Source organism: Nocardioides sp. 1609, from assembly GCF_004522105.1.
Lineage (GTDB): Bacteria > Actinomycetota > Actinomycetes > Propionibacteriales > Nocardioidaceae > Nocardioides.
In genome coordinates, this window is record NZ_SPUJ01000003.1 from 842,492 (window position 1) to 866,710 (window position 24,219).

Consider the following 24,219-nt stretch of genomic DNA (forward strand, 5'->3'; position numbering starts at 1 on the left):
GGTTCTCACTTCCGGGTGATCAGGGCGGCGGCGATGGGGCCGACGAGGACGCAGAGCAGCAGGAACAGCGCCCGTGGCTCCCAGGAGCTGGTGCCGAGGAAGACCAGCACGTTGAGGCAGACGACGCCGGCGACGACGAGCCCGGTGGCCTGGCGCCTGCGGGCGGCCAGCGTGCCGCTCTGGCCGGGCGCGGAGGTGGGGACGAGACGGGTGAGCGTGGCCCGCCGGGCCTCGCGACGGCGGCGCTTCTCGGCCTCGGCGGCGCGGACGACGGCCGCGGCGGCGAGCTCGCGCTCCCGGGCCTCGCGGCGCCGGGCCCGCTCCTTGCTCATAGGCTCAGCACCCAGTTGCGCAGCAGTGCCGCCCCGGCGTCCCCCGACTTCTCGGGGTGGAACTGGGTCGCGCTCAGGGGCCCGTTCTCCACGGCCGCCACGAACCGGTCGCCGCGCTGCTCCGACGGCCCGGTCTCGGCCCAGGTGACGAGCGGTGCCCGGGTGTGCCCGGTGGTGACGAGGTCCCAGGTGCGTGCGGCGTAGGAGTGGACGAAGTAGAACCGCTCGTCCTCGATGCCGGCGAACAGGCTGGTCCCATCCGGGACGTCGACGGTGTTCCAGCCCATGTGCGGGACGACGTCGGCCTCGAGCCGCGAGATCGTGCCCGGCCACTCGTCGCACCCAGCGGTCTCGACCCCGTGCTCGACGCCGCGCTCGAAGAGGACCTGCATGCCGACGCAGATGCCGAGCACCGGGCGGCCGCCGGCGAGGCGGCGTCCGATGATCCGGTCTCCCTTGACCGCGCGAAGCCCGGCCATGCACGCGGCGTACGCCCCGACGCCGGGGACGAGCAGCCCGTCGGCCTCCAGCGCGGCCTCGAAGTCGCCGGTCAGCGTGACGTCGGCCCCGGCGCGCTCCACCGCGCGCACGGCGGAGCGCAGGTTGCCCGAGCCGTAGTCGAGGACGACGACGGAGGGTGTGGTCACAGCGCACCCTTGGTGCTGGGGATGCCCGTCTCGCGCGGGTCGATGGCGACGGCGTCGCGGAAGGCCCGCGCGAACGCCTTGAACTGGGTCTCCACGATGTGGTGCGGCTCGCGGCCGGCCAGCACCCGCACGTGCAGGGCGAGGTGACCGTGGAACGCGATGGTCTCGAAGACGTGCCGCGTCAGCGAGCCGAGGTAGGCGACGCTGCCGGGGACGCCGCCGCCGAGCGCGACGTACTGCTGGCCCTCGGGCTCGCCGGTGTGCACGCAGTACGGGCGCCCGGACACGTCGACGACGGCCTGGACGAGCGCCTCGTCGAGCGGCACGGTGGCGTCGCCGAAGCGGCGGATGCCGGACTTGTCGCCGAGGGCCTGGCGCAGCGCCTGGCCGAGGGCGATGGCGGTGTCCTCGACGGTGTGGTGGCCGTCGATGTGGACGTCGCCCTCGGTGCGCGCGACGAGGTCGACCAGGCTGTGCCGGGCGAACGCGGTGAGCATGTGGTCGTAGAACCCGACGCCGGTGGAGATGTCGTGTCGGCCCGAGCCGTCGAGGTCGACCTCGACGAGCACCTTCGACTCGCTGGTCTGGCGCTCGATGCGTGCGGTGCGGGTCATGCGATCTCCTTCAGGGCCCTGGTGAGGGCGTGCTTGAACGACGTCATCTCCTCGGCGGTGCCGACCGAGACCCGGAGCCAGCCGTCGGGGCCAGTCTCGCGGATCAGCACCCCCTGGTCGAGCAGGGCCTGCCACACCGCGTGCCGGTCGGCGAAGGTCCCGAAGAGCACGAAGTTCGCGTCGGAGTCGGCGACGTCGAGCCCCTGCCCACGCAGCCAGCTGACGGTGGCGTCGCGCTCGGCGCGCAGGTCGTCGACCCGGCCCAGCAGCTCGGGGGCGTGGCGCAGCGCGGCCAGCGCGACGGCCTGGGTGACCGCCGAGAGGTGGTACGGGAGCCGGACGACGCGGACGGCGTCGCAGATCTCCGCGGCGGCGGCCAGGTAGCCCAGGCGGGCGCCGGCGAGCGCGAACGCCTTGCTCATCGTGCGCGACACGACGAGGTTGCGGTGCACGGGCAGCAGCTCGAGGGCGCTCGGCGTGCCGGCCCGCCGGAACTCGCCGTAGGCCTCGTCGACCACGACCACTCCCCCGTCGCCGACCGCCTCGCACAGCATGGTGACGGCCTCGGGCGGCAGCGCGGTGCCGGTCGGGTTGTTGGGCGAGGGCAGCAGGACGACCGAGGGCCGCTCGGCCTCGACGAGCTCGCGGGCGGCGTCGAGGTCGAGGCTGAAGTCGCTCTCGCGACGTCCGGTCAGCCAGCGGGTGTGGGTGTCGCGCGCGTACTCCGGATACATCGAGTACGTCGGCGCGAAGCTGACCGCGGTGCGGCCGGGGCCTCCGAAGGCCTGCAGGAGCTGGAGCATGACCTCGTTGGAGCCGTTCGCCGCCCAGACCTGCTCGGGCGCGACGGGCACCCCGGCGCTGTCGCCCGACAGGTAGGCAGCGAGCCCGGCCCGGAGGTCGGTGAACTCGCGGTCGGGGTAGCGGTTGAGCGACGTCGTCGCCTGCGCCACCGAGGTCGCGACGTCGGCGACGACGGCAGCCGAGGGGGCGTAGGGGTTCTCGTTGACGTTGAGCTGGACCGGCACCAGGTCGACGGGGAGCTGCGGGGCGCCGTACGGCTCGATGCCGCGCAGCTCCTCCCGGATCGGCGGGAAGGTCATGGCAGCCCGTCGGGCTCGACGTCGGGCTCGACGTCGGCGAACCTGACCCGCACGGCCTGGCCGTGCCCGGGCAGGTCCTCGGCCTCGGCGAGGGTGACGACGTGGTCGGCGACCTCGGCGAGCGCCGCGCGGCTGTAGTCGACGACGTGCACGGACTTCAGGAACGCGCGCACGGAGAGACCCGAGGAGTGGCAGGCGCACCCGCCGGTGGGCAGCACGTGGTTGGAGCCGGCGCAGTAGTCGCCGAGGCTCACCGGCGCGTGCGGACCGACGAAGATCGCGCCGGCGTTGCGCACGCGCGCGGCCCAGGAGGCGGCGTCGGTGGTCTGGATCTCGAGGTGCTCGGCGCCGTAGGCGTTGACGACGTCGAGGCCCTGCTCGAGGTCGTCGACCAGGACGACGCCCGACTGCGCGCCGGCGAGCGCGGTGCGGATCCGCTCGACGTGCTTGGTGGCCGGGACCTGCACCTCGAGCTCGGCGAGGACCGCGTCGGCCAGGGCCTCGGACGGGGTCACGAGCACCGCAGCCGCGAGCGGGTCGTGCTCGGCCTGGCTGACCAGGTCGGCGGCGACGTGCGCGGGCACGGCGGTGTCGTCGGCGAGCACGACGATCTCGGTCGGCCCGGCCTCGGAGTCGATGCCGACCAGGCCCTTCAGGATCCGCTTGGCCGTGACGACGTAGATGTTGCCGGGACCGGTGACCAGGTCGACGCGGCGGCAGGGCGCGGTGCCGTGGGCGAACATCGCGATCGCCTGGGCTCCCCCGACGGCGTACACCTCGTCGATGCCGAGCAGCGCGCAGGCGGCCAGGATGGTCGGGTGCGGGAGGCCGCCGTGGTCGCGCTGCGGCGGGCTGGCGAGCGCGATCGAGCCGACGCCGGCGGTCTGGGCCGGGACGACGTTCATCAGCACGCTGGACACGAGCGGCGCGAGACCGCCGGGCACGTAGAGGCCGACCCGGTCGACCGGGATCTTGCGGTGGGTGACCGTGGCGCCGGGGCCGAGCTCGGTGGTGACGTCGTGCTCGAGCTCGCGGGCGCAGGTGGCGCGCAGGCGACGGATCGACTCCTCCAGCCCGGCGCGGATCCCCGGGTCGAGGGTCTCGAGCGCGGCGGTGATCGTTGCTGCCGGCACCCGGATGTCGTCGTCGGCGGTGCCGCCGTCGAAGCGCGCGTTGAGCTCGAGGATCGCGTCGAGACCACGGGTACGGACGGCCTCGCAGATGTCGTGGACGGCGGGGATCGCCGCCTCGACGTCGAAGTCCGCGCGCGGCACGGCGGCGCGGTAGTCGACGGGAGCGCCTGAGGCGAGAGCTCCCCGGAGGTCGATGCGGCGGATCATGGCTCGATTCTAGGTGGGAGGCCCGCCACGCTCGGACGCGGTGGCGCAGCATGGCCCTCAGGGGTGGCCGGGGCCCGTTAGGTTGGGCACGTGACCGAGCAGCTGCCCATGTTCCCGCTCAACGCGGTGCTGTTCCCGGGGCTCAGCGTGCCGCTGCACGTCTTCGAGGACCGCTATCGCGCCCTGGTCCACCACCTGCTCCGGATCGAGGACCCGACGGAGCGGCTCTTCGGCTCCGTCGGCGTCCGCGAGGGCTACGAGGTCGGCGACCACGGAGCGCAGTCGCTGTTCCGCGTCGGCTGCAAGGCGCTGCTCACCGAGATCGAGTCGCACGGCGACGGCACCTTCGACGTCGTCGCCGTCGGGCTCGAGCGGATCCAGCTCGACCGGCTCGACACCAGCGGCCCGTTCCCGGTCGGCCACGTCGAGGAGCTCCCCGAGCCCACCTCGCACGTCGCCCCCGAGGTCCTCGACCGGGCGCGGTCGACGTTCACCGCCTACCGCCAGGCGCTGTCGGAGATCCGTGCCGACCCCTACGAGGGCATGCTGCCGCGCGACGCGTCGTACCTGTCGTGGACGCTGGCCGCCTGCGCGCCGCTGCCCCTGCACGACCGGCAGGCGCTGCTCGAGGCCGACGACGCCGGCGAGCGGCTGGTGCTGGTCACCGACCTGCTCCGCTCCGAGCTGCGCGCGATGAACGTCATCCCCTCGCTGCCGGCCACGGAGGTGGCCCGGACCCGCTGGTCGCCGAACTGATGGCGAGGCGGAAGCCGGCCGGGGCGGGCGGCACCCCGGCCACCGTCGCCCTGACGGCGGCCGGGATCGACTTCGTCCTGCGCGAGTACCACCACGACCCGCGGGCGGAGTCCTACGGTTCGGAGGCCGCCGAGGCGCTCGGCGTCGAGCCTGCGCGGGTGTACAAGACCCTGCTCGCCGACGTCGACGGCCGGCTGGTCGTCGGCGTCGTCCCGGTGACCGGCCAGCTCGACCTCAAGGCGCTGGCCCGCGCGGCCGGGGGCCGCAAGGCCCAGATGGCCGACCCGGCGGCAGCCGAGCGCGCCACCGGGTACGTCGTCGGCGGCATCTCCCCGATCGGGCAGAAGCGCGCGCACCCCACGGTCGTCGACGCCGGCGCCCTCGACCACGACACGGTCCTGGTCTCGGGCGGACGGCGGGGCCTCGACCTCGAGCTGGCTCCGGCCGACCTGGTCGCGGTCACGGGTGCCACCACGGCCCCGATCGGCCGGAGCTGAGCAGACGGCTCAGTCGACGGTGATCCGCAGCATGCTGTGCGCGACGTCGTCGTCGTCGACCCAGGCCGACAGCCCGGCCGCGCTGAGCGGCTCGAGGTTGGCGGCGACCTCGTCGTCGCCCGCCGCGAGCCGGTCGAGCCACGAGCCGGCGTCGAAGTTCACGAACAGCACCGCCGAGGCGTCCTCGGACTCGGGGACGACGTCCTGGTAGGCGTCCGTGGCACCGAGGTCGCCGTCGTCGAGCAGGGAGTCGACGTAGTCGGCGGAGAAGCCGGCAGCGACGTGGTCGCCCTCGCTGCGGTGCTCCACCCCGGCCTCGGCGGCGTCGAGCTCCTCCAGGATCGACTCGATCCGGTCGGTGTCGCCCTCGACCTTGATGCCGACCGGCAGGCCGGTCGGGTCCGGCATCCCCCCGACCTCGGAGACGTCGATGTCACCGCTCACGGCGAGCGCGGCCGACTCCCCGAGCAGGGCCTCGGCGTCCTCGGGAAGCTCGAGACCGGTCTCCTGCTCGATGGTCGCGATCATCTCGTCGACGTCGAGCACGCCGCCGCTGCCCGCGGCGACGCCCTCGACGAGGGCGTCGAACCAGCCCTCCTCGAACCCGAGGCCGAGCGCCATCGCGGTGTCGTCGGGCAGCGTCGCGACGACGTCGTCGCCGCGCTCGGACGCCGGGAGCGCGTCGAGACCGCTGACGGCACCGCCGGTGGCCGCCTCGACCTCGAGACCGCCGTCGTCGAAGCGCACCTTGAGGGCCATCCCCTCGAAGTCCTCGAGCTGGTCGCGCAGCTCGGACGCCGCTGCGTCGGGCTCGGGAACCTCGACGTCGCCGCACGGCGGCACGACGGGGTCGATGTCGGTGCCGGGGTCGGCCGCGGCGCCCGGCGCGGGCGCGGGACAGCTGGGCACCGCCATCGCGGCCATGCCGCCGAACGACCCGACCGCCTCGGCGAGGAGCGGACCCGCCGCGGGGGCGGCGTAGGCGGTGAGGATGCCCTCGTCGCCGGCGGCGTCGGTCCACCTGACGAAGTCGTCGTCGTCGGACAGCGGCGCGTCGGCGGCCGCGTCGGTGACCTGCTCGGCGAGGTCGTCGGTCTCGGCGAGCACGACCCAGTCACCCTGGACCGACCAGCCGCCCAGGTCGTCGCCGCCCTCGCCCAGGCAGCCGAGCAGCTGCTCGAGGCCCTCCTCGGCCGCGTCGGCGTCGGTGACCTGGAGGACGCCGACAGCCGCGACGTCGTCGACGTCGCCGTTCCCGTCGCCGAGGTCGACGGCGGCCATCGCGAACCGGTCACCGAGCCACGGCTCGATGTCGTCGGCGTAGTCGATGTCGGGGCAGACGCCCTCCTCGCGCTGGACCAGCTCGACGAGGGTCCGGCGCAGGTCGTCGTCGCGGTCGACGTCGACGTTCTCCTCGAACGCCGGGAACTTCTCGAGGGCGTCGAGCGCGGCCAGCTTCTGCTTGCCGCTGGGGTCGAGGTCGACGCTCACGTAGGCGACCGTGCTGTCGGGCAGCGCCTCGGCCGGCTGCGGACCGGTGGCGAAGTAGGCGCTCCACGCGAAGTAGCCCCCGGTGCCGATCGCGGCGATGCCGGCGATCGCGCCGCCCGCGATGGCGGCGCGGCGGCGTCCACCCGAGGGAACCGGGCCGTCGGCACGCGACGACGGGACCGGGCCGGAGGAGGAACCGCTGTCGAGGAACTCGGGCGGACCCGAGGGCGGCGGACCCAGGGGCGGGCCGGGCGGCGGGCCCGCGGGAGGACCGGACGGAGGGAGCTGGCTGGACATGAGGCGACCCGCTTTCAGGCACGGTGGGGCGTCGAGCCGGCGCACGGAGCGCCTGGCGCGACATTCTCGTCTACGACGGGTGTCTACCCGCGCCGGTTCCGCCCGAATCGCGCGGCGAGGTGAGGAAGTAGGTGAAGGTGAGGCCCACGAGGGCGGCGAAGGGCCAGGCCACGAACGGGCTGAGCCCGTCGAAACCGAGGCTGCCCGCCAGCATGGTGCCGTCGGCGGCGGACGACGCCGCCGCGGCGGGGTCGGCCGGGCCGAGCGCCACGCCGAGCCGGTAGCTGATGATTCCGGCCAGCACCGCCCCGACGACCACGAAGGCGAGGGTGGCCAGCTCGGAGCGACGGCACAGCAGCGCGGCGGCGGTGCCAACCACGAGGCCCCCGACGAGGCCGACGACCACGTAGGTGCCGATGACGCCGAAGCCGTGGCCCAGGCTCTGGAAGTCACCGACGAAGAACTCGCCCTCGATCCGGTAGCCGAGCCGCCACTCCCCCTCGAACACGACGCCGTCGGGCGGGGTGACCCATCGCTCCCAGAGCCAGCCGACGACCGCTCCGGCCAGCGCGAAGACCGCGAGGACCACCGCCCCCTCGACCGCGATGCCGCGCCACGGCACGGGGGGCCGCGGGCCGGGGTGCGAGGGCGGCGCCGGGATCTCGGGCGCGGGCAGGTCGGTGGTCACCCGGTCAGACAACCCGGTCCGAGGAGCTGCTTCAAGTCGGCGAACAGCGCCGGGGTCGGGGTGACCCGCAGCCGGTCGTCGAGGCGCATCAGCTTCGTCGACTGCCGCGACAGCAGCTTGAGCCGCACCTCGGTCATCCCGGGGTGGGTGCCGAGGACGTCGCGCAGCTGCTCGATGACCGGGGCGGTGCAGCGGGTGGACGGCAGGCTGATGGTCACCGGACCGCTCGGACCCTCGGAGAGGTCGGGCACCGAGATCTCCTGCCCGTGGATCTCGGGCTGGTCCTTGCTCTTGGAGAGCCGGCCCTTGACCGTGATGATGGCGTCCTCGACCAGGTGCGGGCTCGCGAGCTGGTAGGCGCTGGGGAAGAGCAGCACGTCGATCGCACCGTCGAGGTCCTCGACCGTGATCATCGCCCAGGCGTCGCCGCGCTTGGTGATCTTGCGCTGGACCGAGGTGATGAGGCCGCTGATCGTGATCGGCGAGCCGTCCGAGCGCTCCTCGTCGAGCATCAGCTGCCCGATCGTGCAGTCGGTGCCGGTGGACAGGACGTGCTCGAGACCGAGGAGCGGGTGGTCGGAGACGTAGAGCCCGAGCATGTCGCGCTCGTGGCCGAGCAGGGTCATCTTGTCCCACTCGTCGATCTCCGGGACGACGACGGTGATGCCGAAGCCCCCGCCGCCCTCGTCGTCGTCGAGACCGGCGAACAGGGAGTCCTGGCCGATGGCCTCGTTGCGCTTGATGTCGACGTACTGGTCGACGGCGGTCTCGTGGATCGCGACCAGGGCCTTGCGCTTGAGCTTCATCTCGTCGAACGCGCCGGCCTTGATCAGCGACTCGAGGACCCGCTTGTTGCACACCAGGGCGGGGACCTTGCCCATGAAGTCGTTGAAGTCGGCGTAGCGCCCCTTCTCCTCGCGGCCGGCCACGATGCCGTCGACGACGTTGGCGCCGACGTTGCGGACCGCGGTGAGGCCGAAGCGGATGTCGCGCCCGACCGGGGTGAAGTTGGCCGACGACTCGTTGACGTCGGGCGGGAGCACCTGGATCTTCATCCGCCGGCACTCGTTGAGGTAGATCGCGGACTTGTCCTTGTCGTCGCGCGTCGAGGTCAGCAGCGCCGCCATGTACTCGGCCGGGTAGTTGGCCTTGAGGTAGGCGGTCCAGTAGGAGACCAGACCGTAGGCCGCGGAGTGCGCCTTGTTGAAGGCGTAGTCGGAGAACGGCAGCAGGATGTCCCACAGCGTCTTGATCGCGGCGCCGGAGTAGCCGTTGGCGGTCATGCCGGCGGAGAACCCGGCGAACTGCTTGTCCAGCTCCTCCTTCTTCTTCTTGCCCATCGCGCGCCGCAGGATGTCGGCCTGGCCCAGCGTGTAGCCCGCGAGCTTCTGGGCGATGGCCATGACCTGCTCCTGGTAGACGATCAGGCCGTAGGTCTCGCCGAGCACGTCCTCGAGGGCATCGGCCAGCTCGGGGTGGATCGCCTCGACCGGCTCGCGACCGGTCTTGCGGCGGGCGTACTTGTTGTGGGAGTCGGCGCCCATCGGGCCCGGTCGGTAGAGCGCACCGACGGCCGAGATGTCCTCGAAGGTGTCGGGGCGCATCGAGCGCAGCAGCGCGCGCATCGGCCCGCCGTCGAGCTGGAAGACACCCAGGGTGTCGCCGCGCTGGAGCAGCCCGTAGGTGGCCTCGTCGGTGAGCTCGAGGTCCTCCAGGACGACGGTCTCGCCGCGGTTGGCCTCGATGTTCTTCACCGCGTCGTCGAGGACGGTGAGGTTGCGCAGCCCCAGGAAGTCCATCTTGATGAGCCCGAGGCTCTCGCAGGTCGGATAGTCGAACTGCGTGATCATGGCGCCATCGGAGGGCCGCTTGAGCATCGGGATGATGTCGAGGAGCGGCTCGCTGGACATGATCACGCCGGCCGCGTGCACGCCCCACTGCCGCTTGAGGCCCTCAATGCCCATCGCGGTGTCGACGACCCGCTTGACGTCGTTGTCGCCGTCGTAGAGGGCGCGGAACTCGCCGCCCTCCCCGTAGCGCTTGTGCTCGGGGTTGAAGATCTCCTGCAGCGGGACGTCCTTGCCCATCACCGCGGCCGGCATGGCCTTGGTGATCCGGTCGCCCATCGCGAAGGGGTAGGCGAGGATCCGGCTGGAGTCCTTGACGGCCTGCTTGGCCTTGATGGTGCCGTAGGTGACGATGTAGGAGACGCGCTCGTCGCCGTACTTGTCGGTGACGTAGCGGATGACCTCACCGCGCCGGCGCTCGTCGAAGTCGATGTCGAAGTCGGGCATCGAGACGCGGTCGGGGTTGAGGAACCGCTCGAAGATCAGGCCGTGGACGAGCGGGTCGAGGTCGGTGATCCGCATCGCGTAGGCGACCATCGAGCCGGCACCGGAGCCGCGGCCGGGACCGACCCGGATGCCGTTCTTCTTGGCCCAGTTGATGAAGTCGGCGACGACCAGGAAGTAGCCGGAGAAGCCCATCCGGGTGATCACGTCGATCTCGAACTCGGCCTGCTTGCGCGAGGCCTCCGGGACGCCGTGGGGGTAGCGCACGGCGAGCCCGGTCTCGACCTCCTTGACCAGCCAGGAGTCCTCGTTCTCCCCCGGCGGGCACGGGAACTTCGGCATGAAGGTGCCGCTGCCCTCGGTGAAGGCGACGTCGCAGCGCTCGGCGATGAGCAGGGTGTTGTCGCACGCCTCGGGGAGGTCGCGCCACAGGTGACGCATCTCCTCGGCCGTCTTGAGGTAGTAGCCGTCGCCGGAGAACGCGAAGCGCTGCCCCGGCCCGTCTCCGGCCGGGATGTCCATCGTCGACCCGGAGTTGATGCACAGGAGGTGCTCCTGCGACGGCGCGTCCTCCTTGTTGACGTAGTGGGAGTCGTTGGTCGCCAGGAGCGGGATCTGCAGGTCCTTGGCGAGGCGGAGCAGGCCGTCGCGGACCCGCTTCTCGATGTCGAGCCCGTGGTCCATCAGCTCGAGGAAGTAGTTGTCCTTGCCGAGGATGTCCTGGAAGTCGGCCGCGGTCTGGCGGGCGGCGTCGTAGGCGCCGTGGCGCAGGTGCACCTGGACCTCGCCCGAGGGGCACCCGGTCGTGCCGATCAGCCCGGCACCGTGCTGGGCCAGCAGCTCGCGGTCCATGCGCGGGTGCTGGAAGAAGCCGTCGCGCCACGCCCCGGTGGAGAGCCGGAACAGGTTGTGCATCCCCTGCGTCGACTCCGAGAGCAACGTCATGTGGGTGTAGGCGCCCCGGCTCGAGACGTCGTCGGGGCCGCCGCCGTAGAAGTTGACGCGCTTGCGCTCGTGGCGGCTGATGTTGGGGGTGAAGTAGGCCTCGATGCCGATGATCGGCTTGACCCCGGCGCTCTTGGCCTTCTTGTAGAACTCGAAGGCACCGAAGACGTTGCCGTGGTCGGTCATCGCGACCGCCGGCATCCCGAGCTCGGCGGCCCGCTCGGTCAGGGCACCGAGCCGCGCCGCCCCGTCGAGCATGGAGTACTCGGTGTGGACGTGCAGGTGGACGAAGGAGTCCTGGCTGGAGCCGTTCGACATCGGGTGGGGCGCTCCTCAGCGAAGGATCGTGGACTGTCGTGCGGGCGCGGCGAGCAGGCCGTGGGCGGGGGTGCTGACAGGCCGGCGGGGGAAGAGCGTCGATCCTGAGGGAAGGACGTCAGCCTACGCGAACCGTCCGGCTGATCGTGGCACCCGGCACCGACATCTCACCGCAGCCGCGAGCGACGCCGTGGGCACCGCGACAGCACTACCAGGTGGCGCCGGCGAACGCGTCGCGCGCGGGCGGCAGCGCGTTGTAGAGGCGCATCGAGGCGCGGCCGTCGTCATACCACGACAGCACCGTGACCGACGCCGGCGACAGCTCCATGCGGAAGACCGCCTCGAGCGGCGCGTCCAGGGCGTGCGCGACGAGGGTCTTGATCGGGGTGACGTGACTCACGACGACGACCGTGCGGCCGGCGTGCTCGGACCGCAGCCGCTCCAGCCCGGCCAGCACCCGCTCCCGGACGACGCGGAACGACTCCCCGCCCCTGGGCGCGACGTCCAGCGCGCCGAGCCAGGCCTTCATCTCCTCGCCGTGGCGCTCCCCGACCTCGGCGAAGGTGAGGCCGTCCCAGTGGCCGAACTCCATCTCGGCGAAACCCGGCTCCTCGGTGACCGCGACGCCGAGCAGCTCGCCGAGGATGTCGGCGGACTCACGGGTCCGCCGCACCGGCGAGGCGACGATCGCGTCGACCCGGTCGGACATCGGCAGCAGCCACTCACCCGCCGCCCGGACCTGGTCGCGGCCCTCCTCGCTCAGCGGCGGGTTGTCGCCGCCGAGACCCCCGGAGAACCGCTTGGCCTGGGTGTGCTTCGTGACGCCGTGCCGCACGAGGATCACGGTGGTGGCGACCCCGGTGCCGCCCCAGCCCCGCGCCGGGGGCTTGGCGGCCTCCTGCACCTCCTCGGCGAGGGACTCCGCCGGCTCCGGGTCGATCCCGACGACCGTGACGCCCGACCGCTCGCCGTCCAGCGCCTCGTTGGCGAGCCGGTCGGCGTGGGCGTTCTCGGCCCGCGGCACCCACGTGTACGTCGTCCCGGACGGCGCCAGGCGGGTCGCCTCGGCGTGCAGCGGGCGCATGTCGGGGTGCTTGACCTTCCAGCGGCCCGCCATCTGCTCGACGACGAGCTTGGAGTCCATCCGGACCTCGACGACGGCGTCCGGGGCCAGGTCCGCGGCCATCCGGAGGCCGGCGATCAGCCCGGAGTACTCCGCCACGTTGTTGGTGGCGCGCCCGATCACGGAGCCGTCCTCGGCGATCACCGCACCCGTGTCGGCGTCGGTCAGGACCGCGCCGTACCCGGCCGGCCCGGGGTTGCCCCGCGACCCGCCGTCGGCCTGGACGACGACCGCGCGCGGTCCCGTCACGCCCACCGGTGGCCCTAGACCCCGGACTCGGGGGTGCGCACGAGGATCCGCGAGCACTCCTCGCACCGCACGACGGTGTCGACCGGGGTGGCCCGGATGACGCCGAGCTCGGCGTTGTCGATGCCGAGCTGGCAACCGGTGCAGCGCCGCTGGGACAGCGCGGCAGCGCCGACGCCGCCCTTGCTGGCGCGGAGCTTGTCGTAGAGGGCGACGAGGTCGGCGGGCAGCCCCTCGGCCGCCGGCCCACGGTCGGCCTCGACCTGCGCGAGCTGGACGTCGATCTCCCCGCTCTTGCGGTCGCGCAGCTCGCCGAGCTCGGCGAGGCGCTCGTCGCTCGCGGCGACGCGCTGGACCAGCTCACCGAGAGCGGCCTGCGCCTCCTCGAGCTGCTCCATGATCGCGATCTCCTCGTCCTCGAGGGTGCCGATCCGGCGCTCGAGCGACTCCAGCTCGTGCTGCATGCGCTCGAGGTCCTTGGCGTTCTTGACGAGCCCCTGGTCCATCCGGTCGCGGTCGCGCGTGCGGCGGGCCTTGACGGCCTCGACGTCCTGGTCGGCCTTCCGCTGCGCCGCGACCAGGTCGTCGACGACGATCTGGGCGTCGCGGCGCTGGTCCTCGACCTCGTTGCGGCTCGCCTGGAGGGTCGCCATCTCGGCGAGCTCCGGCAGGTGCGAGCGCTGGTGACGCAGCTGGTCGGCACGCGAGTCGAGCGCCTGCACGTCCAGGAGACGAAGCTGGTCCTTCGGGTCTGCCTTCACGGCGCCGTCCTCACAGTGCTCACGTTGCTCACAGGCGCATTGTCCACGGGTCCGTCACCCGGGTGCTGACCCGGGTCTCGACGGCGTCGCCCAGACCCGCGCGGAGCCGCGCGGCCACCACCGGGAGCCAGGTCGACTCCGCCGCCCAGTGTGCGACGTCGACCAGCGCCGGGCCGTCCTTCTCGAGGAACTCCGCCGCCGGGTGGTGCCGCAGGTCGCTGGTGACGTAGACGTCGGCGTCGGTGCGCAGCACGTCGTCGAGCAGGAAGTCGCCGGCGCCGCCGCACACCGCGACGCGGCGGACCCGCCGGGCGGGGTCACCGGCGACGCGGACGCCGTGGTGGGTCTCGGGCAGGGCCGCGGCGACCCGGCCCGCGAACTCCTCCAGGGTCAGCGGGGCGATCGTCCCGATCCGGCCGGTGCCGGTGGAGCCGGCGCCCCCGTCGGCGACCTGGACGACGTCGTGGGCGGGCTCCTCGTAGGGGTGCGCGGCCCGCATCGCGGCCACCACCTGGCGCCGGCGGCTGCGTGGGAGGACGACCTCGATCCGCATCTCCTCCACCTCCGAGATCGCACCGACCGTGCCGATCATCGGCTCGGCCCCGTCGAGCGGCCGGAACCGGCCGTGGCCGGGCGAGGAGAACGACGCGAAGTCGTAGTTGCCGATGGTGCCGGCCCCCGCCTCGGCCACGGCGGCCCGCACGATCGAGGCGGCGTCGGCCGGCACGTAGAAGGTGAGCTTGTCGATCGGGTCGCCGGCGGCCGGCAGGATCGGCGCCTGGTCGGCGACCCCGAGCGCGGTCGCGAGGGCCTCGGAGACTCCTCCGTCGGCCTGGTCGGCGTTGGTGTGGGCGGTCAGCAGCGCGCAGCCGGCGCCGACCAGCGTGGCCAGCGAGCGGCCCTTGGGTGTCGTCGCGGCGAACCCGTGCACGGCCTTGAGGAACAGCGGGTGGTGCACGAGCAGCAGGTCGGCCCCCCAGCCGGCGGCCTCGGCCGCGACCTCCGGAGTCACGTCGACGGCGAGCATCACCTTGACGACGTCCTGGGCCGGGTCGCCCCAGACCAGTCCCACGGCGTCCCATCCCTCGGCGGTCTGCGGTGGGTACCAGGTGTGGACCAGGTCGACGACGGCGTTGAGGGAAGGCACTGCCTCACCTTAGAGGGCGGCGGAGGCCTACGCTGCGCGCATGATCCTGATCTGGGGCTGGAAGCCGTACCTCACCCTGCTCGCGACCGGCAACCTCGTCTGCGGGCGCTGCCACAACCCCGCCGCGCACCGGCTGCACCGGCTGCGCAAGAAGTTCACGTTCTTCTGGATCCCGCTCTTCACCACCTCGACGAGGCACTACCTCGACTGCACGTTCTGCGGCCTGCAGTCCACGCTGACCGAGCAGGACGCCGAGCGGTGCGCCGCGCAGCTCAACGCCTCCGCCGCTCCCCAGCAGCCCGGCCCGCCGCCGTACGGCCAGCAGCCCCCGCCGCCGTACGGCCAGCAGGCCCCGCCGGCGTACGGCCAGCAGCCGCCGCCGTACGGTCAGCACCCGCAGCCGCCGCGCTGAGGCCCGCGGGCGTGTCGGGGCCTCCGCCGACGGCCGGCTCAGTTCACCTGGCGGTCGAGGCCCTCCCAGTACGGCGCGCGGAGCTTGAACTTCTGCAGCTTGCCGGTGGCCGTGCGGGCCAGCTCGTCGCGGAACTCGATCGAGGTCGGCGCCTTGTAGCCGGCCGCCCGCTCCTTGCACCAGGCGATCAGCTCGGCCTCCTTCTCGGCGCCCGGCTCCTCGCCGTCGGCGAGGACGACGAGCGCCTTGATCGTCTCGCCCCACTTCTCGCTCGGGACCCCGATCACGGCGACCTCCTCGACGGCCGGGTGGGAGAAGAGCACGTCCTCGACCTCGATCGAGGACACGTTCTCGCCGCCGGTGATGATGACGTCCTTCTTGCGGTCCTGGATGGTGACGTAGCCGTCGTCGCCGATCGACGCGCCGTCACCGGTGTGGAACCACCCCCCGGCGAGGGCCGTCGCGGTCTCCTCGGGCTGCTCCCAGTAGCCCTCGAGGACGACGTTCGACCGGGCCAGCAGCTCACCCGAGGGGCCGCCGTCCTCGTCGGGCTCGCTCACGCTCAGTCGGACGCCGAGCGCGGGCGCCCCGGCCCGGGTGAGCAGCGTGGCCCGCTCCTCGGCGGGCAGGTCGTCCCACTCGGCGCGGCTGCGGTTGATGGTGAGCAGCGGCGAGGTCTCGGTGAGGCCGTAGATCTGGATGAACTCCCAGCCCAGCTCGGCCTCGACCCGGGCGACGGTCCTCGTCGGCGGCGGCGCCCCCGCCATGATGATCCGCACCCGGTCGCGGCCCGGGATCTCGCCCTCCCACGTCTGCGCGGCCTCGAGGACGGCGGCCGCCACCGCCGGCGCGGCACACATCACGGTCACCCCGTGGTCGCGCACCCGGCGCAGGATCTCCGCGCCGTCGATCTTGCGCAGCACGACCTGCTTGACCCCGAGGCCGGTCATCGCGAACGGCATGCCCCAGCCGTTGGCGTGGAACATCGGCAGGGTGTGCAGGTAGACGTCGCGGTCGCTGACCGTCGTGTGCATCGCGAAGGTGACGGCGTTGACCCAGATGTTGCGGTGGGTGATCTGCACGCCCTTGGGGCGCGCGGTGGTGCCGGAGGTGTAGTTGATGCAGGCGGTCGCGCCCTCGTCGGGCTCCCACGGCGCGGGCTCGACGTCGGCCGGGCCGTAGAGGTCGGCCGACGAAGAGGGGTCGCCGAGCACGAAGCGGTGCTCGGCGGTGACGTCGGCCAGGGCCTCGTCGAGCTCGGGGTCGAGGTAGACGACCCGGGCCCCGGAGTGCTCGATGATGTAGCGGACCTCGTCGGGGCGGAGCCGGAAGTTCACCGGCACCAGCACCCGGCCCGACCCGGTCACGCCGAAGAACGACGTCAGGAGCCGCGCGCTGTTGTGGCTGACGACCGCGACCCGCTCCCCCACCCCGATCCCGAGCTCGTCGAGCCGGGCGGCCTGGCGCCGTGCGAGGCCGCCGATCTCGGCGTAGGTGAGCTCGCCCAGCGACGGCGCCGGCTGGTCGGGCTCGTCGACGGCGCCGACCCGGTCGCCGTAGACCTGGACGGCACGGTCGAGGAAGTCACGGACGGTGAGCGGGACGAACATGGGCCCTCCTGGAGCAGCGGTGACGCCCGCCACTGTAGTGACGTCGACGTTGCCGACAGGCTGGTCCATGAGAGACCTCTCACCGTCGTCTCACGCGGACCCCACCCGCGCAGGAGAACGTGGCCGCCATGAGCCCGCTGTGGAAGATCGTGATCGCGCTGATGGTCGTGCTGCCGGTCGGCGGCTACGTCGTCGGCTCGCTGATCACCTCCGGCGCCGCCGAGCCGGACGACCGGGACACGATCGTGATCGACGGCTCCGGCACGGGCACCGGCTCGACGCCGTCCGAGCGCCCCTCCCGCGAGGCACGCACCGACGACCCCACCGTCGTCACGCCGCGTCCCGAGGCGGTCCCGGACGACGAGGACGACGCCGACGACACCGACGACGATGACGACGACACGTACGCCGGCGGCGGCGGGGGCGACGCGCAGACCCGCACCCGCGAGGCCGGCCCGCCCCGCGACGGCGGCCAGTCCGCGCCGGCGGCGCCGTCCGGCCAGGGCGGCCAGGGTGGCCAGGGTGGCCAGGGTGGCCAGGGCGGCCAGGGCGGCCAGGCGGACGACGACCGGACCCGCGACGACGACGAGGGCGACGACCAGGGCGACGACCAGGGCGACGACCAGGGCGACGACGACGATGACGATGACGACCGCACCGGCGACGGCGACGACAATGACGACGACGACCGCGACGACCAGGACGACGACTGAACACCTCGACCGCCCCCGCCACGACCGGCACCCGGCCACGGCGGCCGGGCGCCTCGGTGCGCCTGCGCATCACCGCCGCCGTCGCCCTGCTCGTGGCCTCCGCGCTCGGCGGGTCCGGACTGATCGTCTACGTGATCGAGATGCAGCGCCTCGAGGCCAACACCATCAACGAGGTCGACCAGGAGTTCCAGGAGTTCGAGAACCTGGCCACCACCGAGACGTGGAACGGCGCCGTGCCGCTGCTGTCGACGTTCCTGGCACGCAACGTGCCCGACGACGACGAGCTGCTCTACGGCCGGGTAGGCGAGCGCGAGTTCATCCCGACACCCAACGCCGCCAACGACCTCTTCGAGCAGCAGGTCTTCCTCGACGCGGTCGAGCCGCTCCTGGGCTCCGACGGCTCGACGCGGATCACGACCGACGTCGGCGAGGTGCTGCTGTCCTCCCAGACCGTGATGATCGAGGGGGAGGCGGGCGCGCTCGTCGTCATCAACTTCCTCGAGGAGGACCGCGACGAGATCCGCGGCACGATGCGCACCTACGCGATCGTCAGCACCCTGTCGCTGTTCCTCATCATCGCGATCGCCTTCTGGCAGGCCGGGCGGGCGCTGGCCCCGCTGCGCGTGGTGCGCGACACCGCCGAGGAGATCACCGAGACCGACCTGTCGCGGCGGCTCCCGGTCACCGGCAACGACGACATCACCGCGCTGACCCGCACCATCAACGGCATGCTGGACCGGCTCGAGTCGGCGTTCATCGGCCAGCGACAGCTCCTCGACGACGCCGGACACGAGCTGCGGACGCCGCTGACGATCCTGCAGGGCCACCTCGAGCTCCTCGACAGCGAGGACCCCGCGGAGGTCGGCGAGACCCGCGACCTACTGCTCGACGAGATCGACCGGATGCGGCGGCTCGTCGACGACCTGATCCTGCTGGCCAAGACCGACCGGCCGGGGTTCCTCAAGCTCGCCGCGGTCGACGCCGCCGGCCTGACCGAGGCGGCCGCCGCGAAGGCCGCCGGGCTCGGCGAGCGGGCCTGGTCGGTCGACGGCACCGCCGAGGCCACCGTGTCGGCCGACCCGCAGCGGATCACCCAGGCTCTGCTCCAGCTCGCCCACAACGCCGTCAAGCACACCGCCCCCGGCGACGTCGTCGCGCTCGGCTCGGCGCTCGACTCCGGCTCGGTGCTCTTCTGGGTCCGCGACACCGGCGACGGGGTGGCGCCCGAGGACCGGGAGCGGATCTTCGAGCGGTTCGGGCGCGGCCACGACACGGGCACCGACGGCTTCGGGCTGGGCCTGGCGATCGTCACCGCCATCGCCCGTGCCCACGGCGGGGACGCGTGGCTGGACGCCGACCACGACGGGGGCGCGCGGTTCGTCTTCTCGGTGCCCCAGGCGCCCCCGCCTCCGCAGCTTCCCCGGGCCGCCGGCTCCGGCGCACCCGACGACGTCCCGACCCGGCAGGAGACCTGATGGCCCGCATCCTCATCGTCGAGGACGAGGCGCGCATCGCGTCCTTCGTCGCCAAGGGCCTGCGCTCCGAGGGCCACGTCGCCACCATCGCCGCCGACGGGCCCACCGGGCTCGACGAGGTGCTGAGCGGCGCCCACGACCTCGTCGTCCTCGACATCGGGCTCCCGGGCATCGACGGGTTCGACGTCCTCGAGCAGCTGCGGGCGCAGGGCTCCCGCATCCCGGTCATCGTGCTGACGGCGCGCGACTCGGTCAGCGACACGGTGCTCGCGCTGGAGGGCGGCGCCGACGACTACATGCCGAAGCCGTTCCGGTTCGCCGAGCTGCTGGCCCGGATCCGGCTCCGGCTCCGTCAGCACGGCGCCGGGGAGGGCGGCGCGAGCGTGCGCGAGGTGCTGGAGGCCGGCGGCGTCCGCCTCGACCTCCGCACCCGCCGGGCGACCACGGGTGGGCGCGACGTCGACCTGTCGGCGCGCGAGTTCACCCTCGCCGAGACGTTCATGCTGAACGCCGGCAACGTGCTCTCGCGCGAGCAGCTCCTCGACCACGTCTGGGGTCTCGACTTCGACCCCGGGTCCAACGTCGTCGACGTCTACGTCGGCTACCTGCGCAAGAAGTTCGGCGCCCAGACCATCGCGACGGTGCGCGGGATGGGTTACCGCTTCAACGCGTGAGCCCGGGACCCCGCCGGCGACCGGGTCCGGGGACGACGACGCCCGGCCCCGAGCGGGCTCGGGGCCGGGCGGGTCTCCTCGGCGGCGGTCGCCGGCGACGTCGTCAGCGGCCGTTGACCTTGAAGGTCAGCCGGGCGGCGGGCTGGGCGGCGAGGACGGGCTCGAGGGCGTCGGCCACGTCGCGCGGCGCGGGACGGTCGGCCGGGTCGGGGCGCAGTGTCGCGTGGAGCACGTCGGCCACGGCGGCCGGGACGCCGTCCGGCAGGGTGTACGGCTCGTCGACGAGCTGCGGGAAGCGTGCCTCGGTGTCGGCGGCGTCCGGGTCGCCCTCGTCGAAGGGCCGGTAGCCGGCCACCGCGTGGAACAGCGTGGCACCGAGGCCCCAGACGTCGCTGGCGTGGCCGGGCAGCCCCCGCGCACCGGGACCGTCGCCGGGCAGGCACTGCTCGGGCGCCATGTAGAAGTCGGTGCCGATGGGCACCTCCAGCCGCGCCGCGCGCTCCCCCGGCCGGGCGACCGAGAGGTCGATCAGCCGCGCCGGAGCGCCCATGATGACGTTGCTGGGCTTGATGTCGAGGTGGCAGACGTCGACGTGGCGGAAGTAGTGCAGCGCCGAGGCCAGGTCGATCGCCAGGGGCAGGTACTGCTGCTCGGAGAGCCGGCCGGTACGCCGGATCAGGCTCGAGAGCCGCGGCCCGTCGATGTTCTCGAGGACGACGTGCGGCCGGTCGCCGTCCAGCTGGTGCCGCAGCCCCCGGACGACGACCGGGTGGTTGACCCGGGCGAGGGCGCGGACCTCCCGGTCGAGGCCGCGCAGGCTGCTCGGGTCCTCGACCTGGTCGGGCCGGACGATCTTCACCACGACCGGTGCGAGGGTGATCTCGTCGAACGCGAGGTAGGCCTCGTAGGCCGACCCGCCCCCGAGCAGCCGCATCGCGGTCAGCTCGGGGGTGATCGGGTCTCCCTCACGGAGCCGCCAGCCGGCGGTCAACGGCGGGTGTTGTGGCGCGAGCGGTCGTTGGTCTGGTTGGCCGACCAGTCGCGGGTGCGGTCGCCGCCGTCCCGGGTCCAGTCGTTGACCCGGCGCTCGCGGCTGTCGTCCCGGCCGGTCCGGGTGCCGGTGCCGGTGCCGTCGTTGCGGCTGCGCGAGTTCGTGTTGGTGCCGCCGCGGGTGTTGGTGTTGGTGTCCCTGGTCCGGGTGTCGGTGTCGCGGGCGTTGGTGTCGTCGTCGTCGTCGTCGGCGACCAGCACGACCTCGAGGGTGTCCTCGTCGCGCTTGACGACGTCGGCGGGGCCGTCGGTGACGGCGGGGGCGGCGGTCGCGCCGGAGGTGGGCAGCGACATCAGGCCGGCCGCGACGAGGCCGGCGACGCCGAGGGTGCCGAACGAGAGCGTGGTGATCTTCATGGTGGTGGTGCCTTTCCGGTGGAGGCCGCGGTCCGGCCTCGATGCCCAGAACTCTGCTGGGCCGCGGTGAGGTGTCCGTGAGGTCGTGATGAGAGGTCTCTCACCGAGGTCCTTCACCTCCGGTCGGCATGATGTGTCCATGAGCGACGACCTGCCGACCGCCTTCAACATCACCGTCCCCCCGGAGCACCTGGAGGGGCACTACGCCGACTTCGCGAGCGTGTGGCACAACAACGAGACCTTCATCCTCGACTTCGTCTCGATGAGCCGGCCGCCGGCGCCGACCCGCAACGACGACGGGACCTCGGTGGCCCGGGTCGACGCCCAGGTCGTGACCCGGGTGCGGATCCCCGCCGCCCAGGTGTGGGAGGTCATGAAGGCCCTGCAGACCCAGCTCGGGCAGTGGGAGTCCGAGCACCCCGAGCGACGTCAGTCCTGAGCCCGGACAATCAGGGAGGGTGGGCGCGGAGGGGATCGAACCCCCGACCACTTCGTTGTAAGCGAAGCGCTCTACCGCTGAGCTACACGCCCGCGCCGGTGAGCCTACAAGTGGCGACCGGGAGCTGAGGAAAAAGAGTTGAACCGCCGGCGTCTCGGGTCGCCAGCGGTTCAACGGGAAAAGAGTACTCGCCACGAGCGGGTGGTCAACCCGCTGCCCGAAAGCTCGCCCACCGGTCCAGACCGGTCAGGCCACGGCGGCGCGCAGCTGGCGCAGGTGCTCGTCGAGGTCACGGACCTCCGGCATCGCGTTGTGGACCGCCCAGCGCAGCACGCCGTCGCGGTCGACGACGTAGGAGGAGCGCCGCGGACACCCCCGCTCCTCGTCGAGGACGCCGTAGGCCGCGGTGACCTCGCCGTGCGGCCAGAAGTCGCTGAGGAGCGGGAAGTTGAGGCCGTCCTGGTCGGCGAAGGCGCGCTGGGCGTAGACCGGGTCGCAGGAGATCCCGAGGACCTCGGTGTCGAAGGTGAGGAACTCGTCCAGCCGGTCGCGGATGCCGGCCATCTCGCCGGTGCACACGCCCGAGAACGCGAACGGGTAGAACAGGATCGCGACCGCCTTGCGGCCCCGGAACGCCGACAGCGTGACGTCCTGGCCGAACTGGTCGCGCAGCGTGAAGTCGGGGGCCGCGCCCCCCAGGCGAAGACCGTTCACGCCCGCTCGTCCCCGTCGCTCGCGCGCTCGTCCTCGCCGTGGTGGACCAGGTCGCGCTTGAGCACCTTGCCGGTGGCGTTGCGCGGCAGCTCGTCGAGGAAGACGATCTCGCGGGGCACCTTGTAGCGCGCGAGGTTCTGCTTGACCCAGTTCTTCAGGTCGTCCTCGTCGAGGTCGCCCCGGGCGTCGGCGGTGAGGACGACGAACGCGCGGAGCCTGGTGCCGAAGTCGTCGTCGTCGACACCGATCGCGGCCACCTCGGTGACGGCGTCGTGGCGGGCGAGGCAGTCCTCGACCTCCTGGGGGAAGACGTTCTCGCCGCCGGAGACGATCATCTCGTCGTCGCGACCCTCGACGAACAACCGGCCGTCGTCGTCGAGGCGACCGACGTCGCCCGAGGACATCAGCCCGTCGACGACCTCCTTGTGGCCGCCCCCGGTGTAGCCCTCGAAGAGCAGCCCGTTGCCGACGAAGATCCGTCCCGTCGTACCGGCGGCGACCTCCCGGCCGTCGTCGTCGAGGATCTTCACGACGGTGGCGTACGGCGGGCGCCCGGCCGTGCCGGGGTCCTCGCGCAGGTCGGCGGGGCCGGCGACGGCGGCGTAGGCCACCTCCGTCGAGCCGTAGGTGGAGTAGAGGTTGTCGCCGAAGCGGTCCATCCACGTCGTCGCGAGGTCGCCGGGCAGCGCCGAGCCGGAGCTCGCGACCACGGCGAGCGTGGGCAGGTCGTAGCGGTCGAGCGTCTCGGCCGGCAACCCCAGCACGCGCTGCAGCATGACCGGGATCACCGCCGCCGACTCGCAACGACCGTCCCGGACGGTGCGCAGGAAGTCCTCGGGGTCGAAGCGGCGGCGCAGCACCACGGTCGAGCCGAGGAGCATCGCCAGCGCCAGGTGGGCGAAGCCCCAGGTGTGGAACAGCGGGGCGGCGACGTGGGTGCGCCAGCCCTCGCGCAGCGGGATCGAGCCCAGCAGCGACACGGCGGCCTCGACCCCGGCCTCGCTGCGCGGGGCGCCCTTCGGCGTCCCGGTGGTGCCGGAGGTGAGGATGATGATCCGGCCGTGCTGGGCCGGCGGGCTGAGGTCGGTGCGGTCACGGCCCTCGATGAGCGACTCGAGCGTCGGCACGTCGCCGCGCGCGGCGTCGTCGTCGACCCAGGCCACGACGCGGAGCCCGACCGAGGCCTCCTCGACCAGTCCGGTGAACTCCTGGTCGTGGATCAGCACCGTGGGGCGGTCGCGCTCGAGCACCTCGACGAGCTGCGGACCCGCGAAGGCGGTGTTGAGGTAGATGATGTCGGCCCCGAGCTTGGCGACCGCGATGCTCGCGTCGATGAAGCCGCGGTGGTTGCGGCACATCAGGGCGACGGAGTCGCCCTCGCCGACGCCCCGCTCGCGCAGGGCGTGGGCCAGGGCGTTGGACCGCGCGTGCAGCTCGCCGAAGGTGAGCTCCCCGAGCTCGTCGACCAGGCCCACCCGCTCGGGCACCCGCAGCGCCAGCGAGGCGAAGCCGCCCGCCGGTCCGGTGCCCCACTGCCGGAGCGTGCGCGCCAGGCGCGCGAGGGTCAGCGGCGAGTAGGGGCGGATGATCCCGGCCCGTCCGAGCACCTTCAGGGAGGTACCGGCCGCGGTGACGCCGGTCGTCAGCTTCTGGAGCACGGGCCCCAGCCTAGGGATGGTGCCGTCGCTGGCTCACGCGGGCGTCTTGGGCGCGACGAGCCGGGTCGCGGCCCAGTCCTTGCTGACGGAGGCCGAGATCGTCTGGGAGAGCCCGGCGATCGGGGCGGCCTCGGCGATGTCGGCGGCGTCGACGGCGTTGGGGCGCCCGATCTTCGGGGTCAGTAGCCAGATCGCGCCGCCGCCCACGAGGTCGGTGAGCGCCTCGACGAGCCCGTCGACCAGGTCGCCGTCCTCGTCGCGCCACCAGAGGACGACGGCGTCGACGACGTTGCCGTAGTCGCCGTCGACCATGTCGGCGTCGAGGGTGTCCTCGATCGCGACCCGGAGGTCGTCGTCGGTGTCGTTGTCCCAGCCGAGCTCCTGGACGACCATCCCGGCGGTGAGGCCGAGACGTTCGGCGTGGTCGGTCTGGCCAGACTGCGTGGTGCCGCCATCGGCGGTCGAGCTCACTGAACGTCCTCCATCGGGGTTGCCGGACGCGCCTGCGGGTGGGCGGGGCG

Annotated in this window: 24 protein-coding genes and 1 tRNA gene; 7 read left to right on the forward strand and 18 right to left on the reverse strand. The window is 72.8% G+C overall.

The window, feature by feature from the left end:
• Positions 1-5: 5 nt before the first annotated feature.
• From E4623_RS10185 to hisD, 5 genes are read right to left on the reverse strand one after another with little or no spacing between them, the layout of a single operon-like run.
• Complete coding sequence (locus tag E4623_RS10185) at positions 6-332, reverse strand: hypothetical protein (protein ID WP_134766368.1); 327 nt, start codon at positions 330-332, stop codon at positions 6-8.
• On the reverse strand, positions 329-979 hold the full coding sequence (hisH, locus tag E4623_RS10190) for an imidazole glycerol phosphate synthase subunit HisH (RefSeq protein ID WP_134766369.1): 651 nt from the start codon (positions 977-979) through the stop codon (positions 329-331). Before hisH ends, E4623_RS10185 begins: the two co-directional genes overlap by 4 nt.
• The gene (gene hisB / locus E4623_RS10195; RefSeq protein ID WP_134766370.1) at positions 976-1,593 is read right to left on the reverse strand and encodes an imidazoleglycerol-phosphate dehydratase HisB; all 618 of its coding nucleotides are present in this window, start codon (positions 1,591-1,593) and stop codon (positions 976-978) included. Before hisB ends, hisH begins: the two co-directional genes overlap by 4 nt.
• Complete coding sequence (locus tag E4623_RS10200; RefSeq protein WP_134766371.1) at positions 1,590-2,696, reverse strand: histidinol-phosphate transaminase; 1,107 nt, start codon at positions 2,694-2,696, stop codon at positions 1,590-1,592. Before E4623_RS10200 ends, hisB begins: the two co-directional genes overlap by 4 nt.
• Positions 2,693-4,036: a histidinol dehydrogenase gene (hisD, locus tag E4623_RS10205; RefSeq protein WP_134766372.1), complete on the reverse strand. Its 1,344-nt coding sequence runs from the start codon at positions 4,034-4,036 to the stop codon at positions 2,693-2,695. Before hisD ends, E4623_RS10200 begins: the two co-directional genes overlap by 4 nt.
• 90 nt (positions 4,037-4,126) lie before the next feature.
• Between hisD and E4623_RS10210 the strand changes: the two genes are divergently transcribed.
• Entirely contained in the window at positions 4,127-4,792 is a 666-nt protein-coding gene (locus E4623_RS10210) for an LON peptidase substrate-binding domain-containing protein (RefSeq protein WP_134766373.1), read from the forward strand.
• Complete coding sequence (gene ybaK, locus E4623_RS10215; protein ID WP_134766374.1) at positions 4,792-5,289, forward strand: Cys-tRNA(Pro) deacylase; 498 nt, start codon at positions 4,792-4,794, stop codon at positions 5,287-5,289. The genes E4623_RS10210 and ybaK overlap by 1 nt, the downstream gene beginning before the upstream one ends.
• 9 nt (positions 5,290-5,298) lie before the next feature.
• Here the strand turns inward: ybaK and E4623_RS10220 are convergent, their stop codons facing one another.
• From E4623_RS10220 to E4623_RS10245, 6 genes are all read right to left on the reverse strand, one after another.
• The gene (locus tag E4623_RS10220; RefSeq protein ID WP_134766375.1) at positions 5,299-7,077 is read right to left on the reverse strand and encodes a DUF3352 domain-containing protein; all 1,779 of its coding nucleotides are present in this window, start codon (positions 7,075-7,077) and stop codon (positions 5,299-5,301) included.
• A 70-nt stretch (positions 7,078-7,147) separates the two neighbouring features.
• Positions 7,148-7,765, reverse strand: a complete 618-nt coding sequence (locus E4623_RS10225; RefSeq protein ID WP_134766376.1) for a hypothetical protein — start codon at positions 7,763-7,765, stop codon at positions 7,148-7,150.
• Entirely contained in the window at positions 7,762-11,319 is a 3,558-nt protein-coding gene (gene dnaE / locus E4623_RS10230) for a DNA polymerase III subunit alpha (protein ID WP_134766377.1), read from the reverse strand. Before dnaE ends, E4623_RS10225 begins: the two co-directional genes overlap by 4 nt.
• A gap of 208 nt (positions 11,320-11,527) precedes the next feature.
• Entirely contained in the window at positions 11,528-12,691 is a 1,164-nt protein-coding gene (locus E4623_RS10235; protein ID WP_134766378.1) for a bifunctional RNase H/acid phosphatase, read from the reverse strand.
• Positions 12,692-12,705: 14 nt separating this feature from the next.
• The gene (locus tag E4623_RS10240; protein WP_245154995.1) at positions 12,706-13,449 is read right to left on the reverse strand and encodes a C4-type zinc ribbon domain-containing protein; all 744 of its coding nucleotides are present in this window, start codon (positions 13,447-13,449) and stop codon (positions 12,706-12,708) included.
• A gap of 28 nt (positions 13,450-13,477) precedes the next feature.
• Positions 13,478-14,596, reverse strand: a complete 1,119-nt coding sequence (locus E4623_RS10245) for a Nif3-like dinuclear metal center hexameric protein (protein ID WP_134766379.1) — start codon at positions 14,594-14,596, stop codon at positions 13,478-13,480.
• A gap of 40 nt (positions 14,597-14,636) precedes the next feature.
• Between E4623_RS10245 and E4623_RS22965 the strand changes: the two genes are divergently transcribed.
• Positions 14,637-15,008 (forward strand): zinc-ribbon domain-containing protein, encoded by a 372-nt coding sequence (locus E4623_RS22965; protein WP_134766380.1) that lies wholly within the window; start codon positions 14,637-14,639, stop codon positions 15,006-15,008.
• A gap of 38 nt (positions 15,009-15,046) precedes the next feature.
• Here E4623_RS22965 and E4623_RS10255 read toward each other — a convergent pair whose 3' ends face one another.
• On the reverse strand, positions 15,047-16,618 hold the full coding sequence (locus tag E4623_RS10255) for an AMP-binding protein (RefSeq protein WP_134766482.1): 1,572 nt from the start codon (positions 16,616-16,618) through the stop codon (positions 15,047-15,049).
• Positions 16,619-16,746: 128 nt separating this feature from the next.
• Between E4623_RS10255 and E4623_RS22970 the strand changes: the two genes are divergently transcribed.
• From E4623_RS22970 to E4623_RS10270, 3 genes are read left to right on the forward strand one after another with little or no spacing between them, the layout of a single operon-like run.
• Positions 16,747-17,331: a hypothetical protein gene (locus E4623_RS22970; RefSeq protein WP_209020593.1), complete on the forward strand. Its 585-nt coding sequence runs from the start codon at positions 16,747-16,749 to the stop codon at positions 17,329-17,331.
• A gap of 56 nt (positions 17,332-17,387) precedes the next feature.
• Complete coding sequence (locus E4623_RS10265; protein WP_209020594.1) at positions 17,388-18,806, forward strand: ATP-binding protein; 1,419 nt, start codon at positions 17,388-17,390, stop codon at positions 18,804-18,806.
• Positions 18,806-19,480 carry a response regulator transcription factor gene (locus E4623_RS10270; RefSeq protein ID WP_134766381.1) on the forward strand — a complete coding sequence of 225 codons (675 nt, stop codon included), beginning with the start codon at positions 18,806-18,808 and terminating at the stop codon, positions 19,478-19,480. Before E4623_RS10265 ends, E4623_RS10270 begins: the two co-directional genes overlap by 1 nt.
• A gap of 103 nt (positions 19,481-19,583) precedes the next feature.
• Here the strand turns inward: E4623_RS10270 and E4623_RS10275 are convergent, their stop codons facing one another.
• Positions 19,584-20,471 (reverse strand): serine/threonine-protein kinase, encoded by an 888-nt coding sequence (locus E4623_RS10275; protein ID WP_245154996.1) that lies wholly within the window; start codon positions 20,469-20,471, stop codon positions 19,584-19,586.
• Entirely contained in the window at positions 20,468-20,887 is a 420-nt protein-coding gene (locus tag E4623_RS10280) for a hypothetical protein (protein ID WP_134766382.1), read from the reverse strand. The genes E4623_RS10275 and E4623_RS10280 overlap by 4 nt, the downstream gene beginning before the upstream one ends.
• Before the next feature lie 139 nt (positions 20,888-21,026).
• Here E4623_RS10280 and E4623_RS10285 point away from each other — a divergent pair, with 139 nt between their 5' ends.
• A complete protein-coding gene (locus E4623_RS10285) occupies positions 21,027-21,326 on the forward strand; it encodes a DUF3467 domain-containing protein (protein ID WP_134766383.1) in 300 nt (99 codons plus the stop codon).
• 20 nt (positions 21,327-21,346) lie between these two features.
• Here the strand turns inward: E4623_RS10285 and E4623_RS10290 are convergent.
• From E4623_RS10290 to E4623_RS10305, 4 genes are all read right to left on the reverse strand, one after another.
• A tRNA-Val gene (locus tag E4623_RS10290) sits at positions 21,347-21,418 on the reverse strand.
• 154 nt (positions 21,419-21,572) lie between these two features.
• Positions 21,573-22,040 (reverse strand): peroxiredoxin, encoded by a 468-nt coding sequence (locus E4623_RS10295; protein WP_134766384.1) that lies wholly within the window; start codon positions 22,038-22,040, stop codon positions 21,573-21,575.
• Positions 22,037-23,698 (reverse strand): AMP-binding protein, encoded by a 1,662-nt coding sequence (locus E4623_RS10300; RefSeq protein ID WP_134766385.1) that lies wholly within the window; start codon positions 23,696-23,698, stop codon positions 22,037-22,039. Before E4623_RS10300 ends, E4623_RS10295 begins: the two co-directional genes overlap by 4 nt.
• Before the next feature lie 33 nt (positions 23,699-23,731).
• On the reverse strand, positions 23,732-24,169 hold the full coding sequence (locus tag E4623_RS10305) for a DUF3052 domain-containing protein (RefSeq protein ID WP_134766386.1): 438 nt from the start codon (positions 24,167-24,169) through the stop codon (positions 23,732-23,734).
• Positions 24,170-24,219: the final 50 nt, after the last annotated feature.

What these genes read in the sequence shown, in the direction of transcription:
- E4623_RS10185 (WP_134766368.1), bottom strand. Translation starts at nt 332, where the DNA reads ATGAGCAAGGAGCGGGCCCGGCGCCGCGAGGCCCGGGAGCGCGAGCTC.
- hisB (WP_134766370.1), bottom strand. Translation starts at nt 1,593, where the DNA reads ATGACCCGCACCGCACGCATCGAGCGCCAGACCAGCGAGTCGAAGGTG.
- E4623_RS10200 (WP_134766371.1), bottom strand. Translation starts at nt 2,696, where the DNA reads ATGACCTTCCCGCCGATCCGGGAGGAGCTGCGCGGCATCGAGCCGTAC.
- hisD (WP_134766372.1), bottom strand. Translation starts at nt 4,036, where the DNA reads ATGATCCGCCGCATCGACCTCCGGGGAGCTCTCGCCTCAGGCGCTCCC.
- ybaK (WP_134766374.1), top strand. Translation starts at nt 4,792, where the DNA reads ATGGCGAGGCGGAAGCCGGCCGGGGCGGGCGGCACCCCGGCCACCGTC.
- E4623_RS10220 (WP_134766375.1), bottom strand. Translation starts at nt 7,077, where the DNA reads ATGTCCAGCCAGCTCCCTCCGTCCGGTCCTCCCGCGGGCCCGCCGCCC.
- dnaE (WP_134766377.1), bottom strand. Translation starts at nt 11,319, where the DNA reads ATGTCGAACGGCTCCAGCCAGGACTCCTTCGTCCACCTGCACGTCCAC.
- E4623_RS22965 (WP_134766380.1), top strand. Translation starts at nt 14,637, where the DNA reads ATGATCCTGATCTGGGGCTGGAAGCCGTACCTCACCCTGCTCGCGACC.
- E4623_RS10255 (WP_134766482.1), bottom strand. Translation starts at nt 16,618, where the DNA reads ATGTTCGTCCCGCTCACCGTCCGTGACTTCCTCGACCGTGCCGTCCAG.
- E4623_RS22970 (WP_209020593.1), top strand. Translation starts at nt 16,747, where the DNA reads ATGAGCCCGCTGTGGAAGATCGTGATCGCGCTGATGGTCGTGCTGCCG.
- E4623_RS10270 (WP_134766381.1), top strand. Translation starts at nt 18,806, where the DNA reads ATGGCCCGCATCCTCATCGTCGAGGACGAGGCGCGCATCGCGTCCTTC.
- E4623_RS10280 (WP_134766382.1), bottom strand. Translation starts at nt 20,887, where the DNA reads ATGAAGATCACCACGCTCTCGTTCGGCACCCTCGGCGTCGCCGGCCTC.
- E4623_RS10285 (WP_134766383.1), top strand. Translation starts at nt 21,027, where the DNA reads ATGAGCGACGACCTGCCGACCGCCTTCAACATCACCGTCCCCCCGGAG.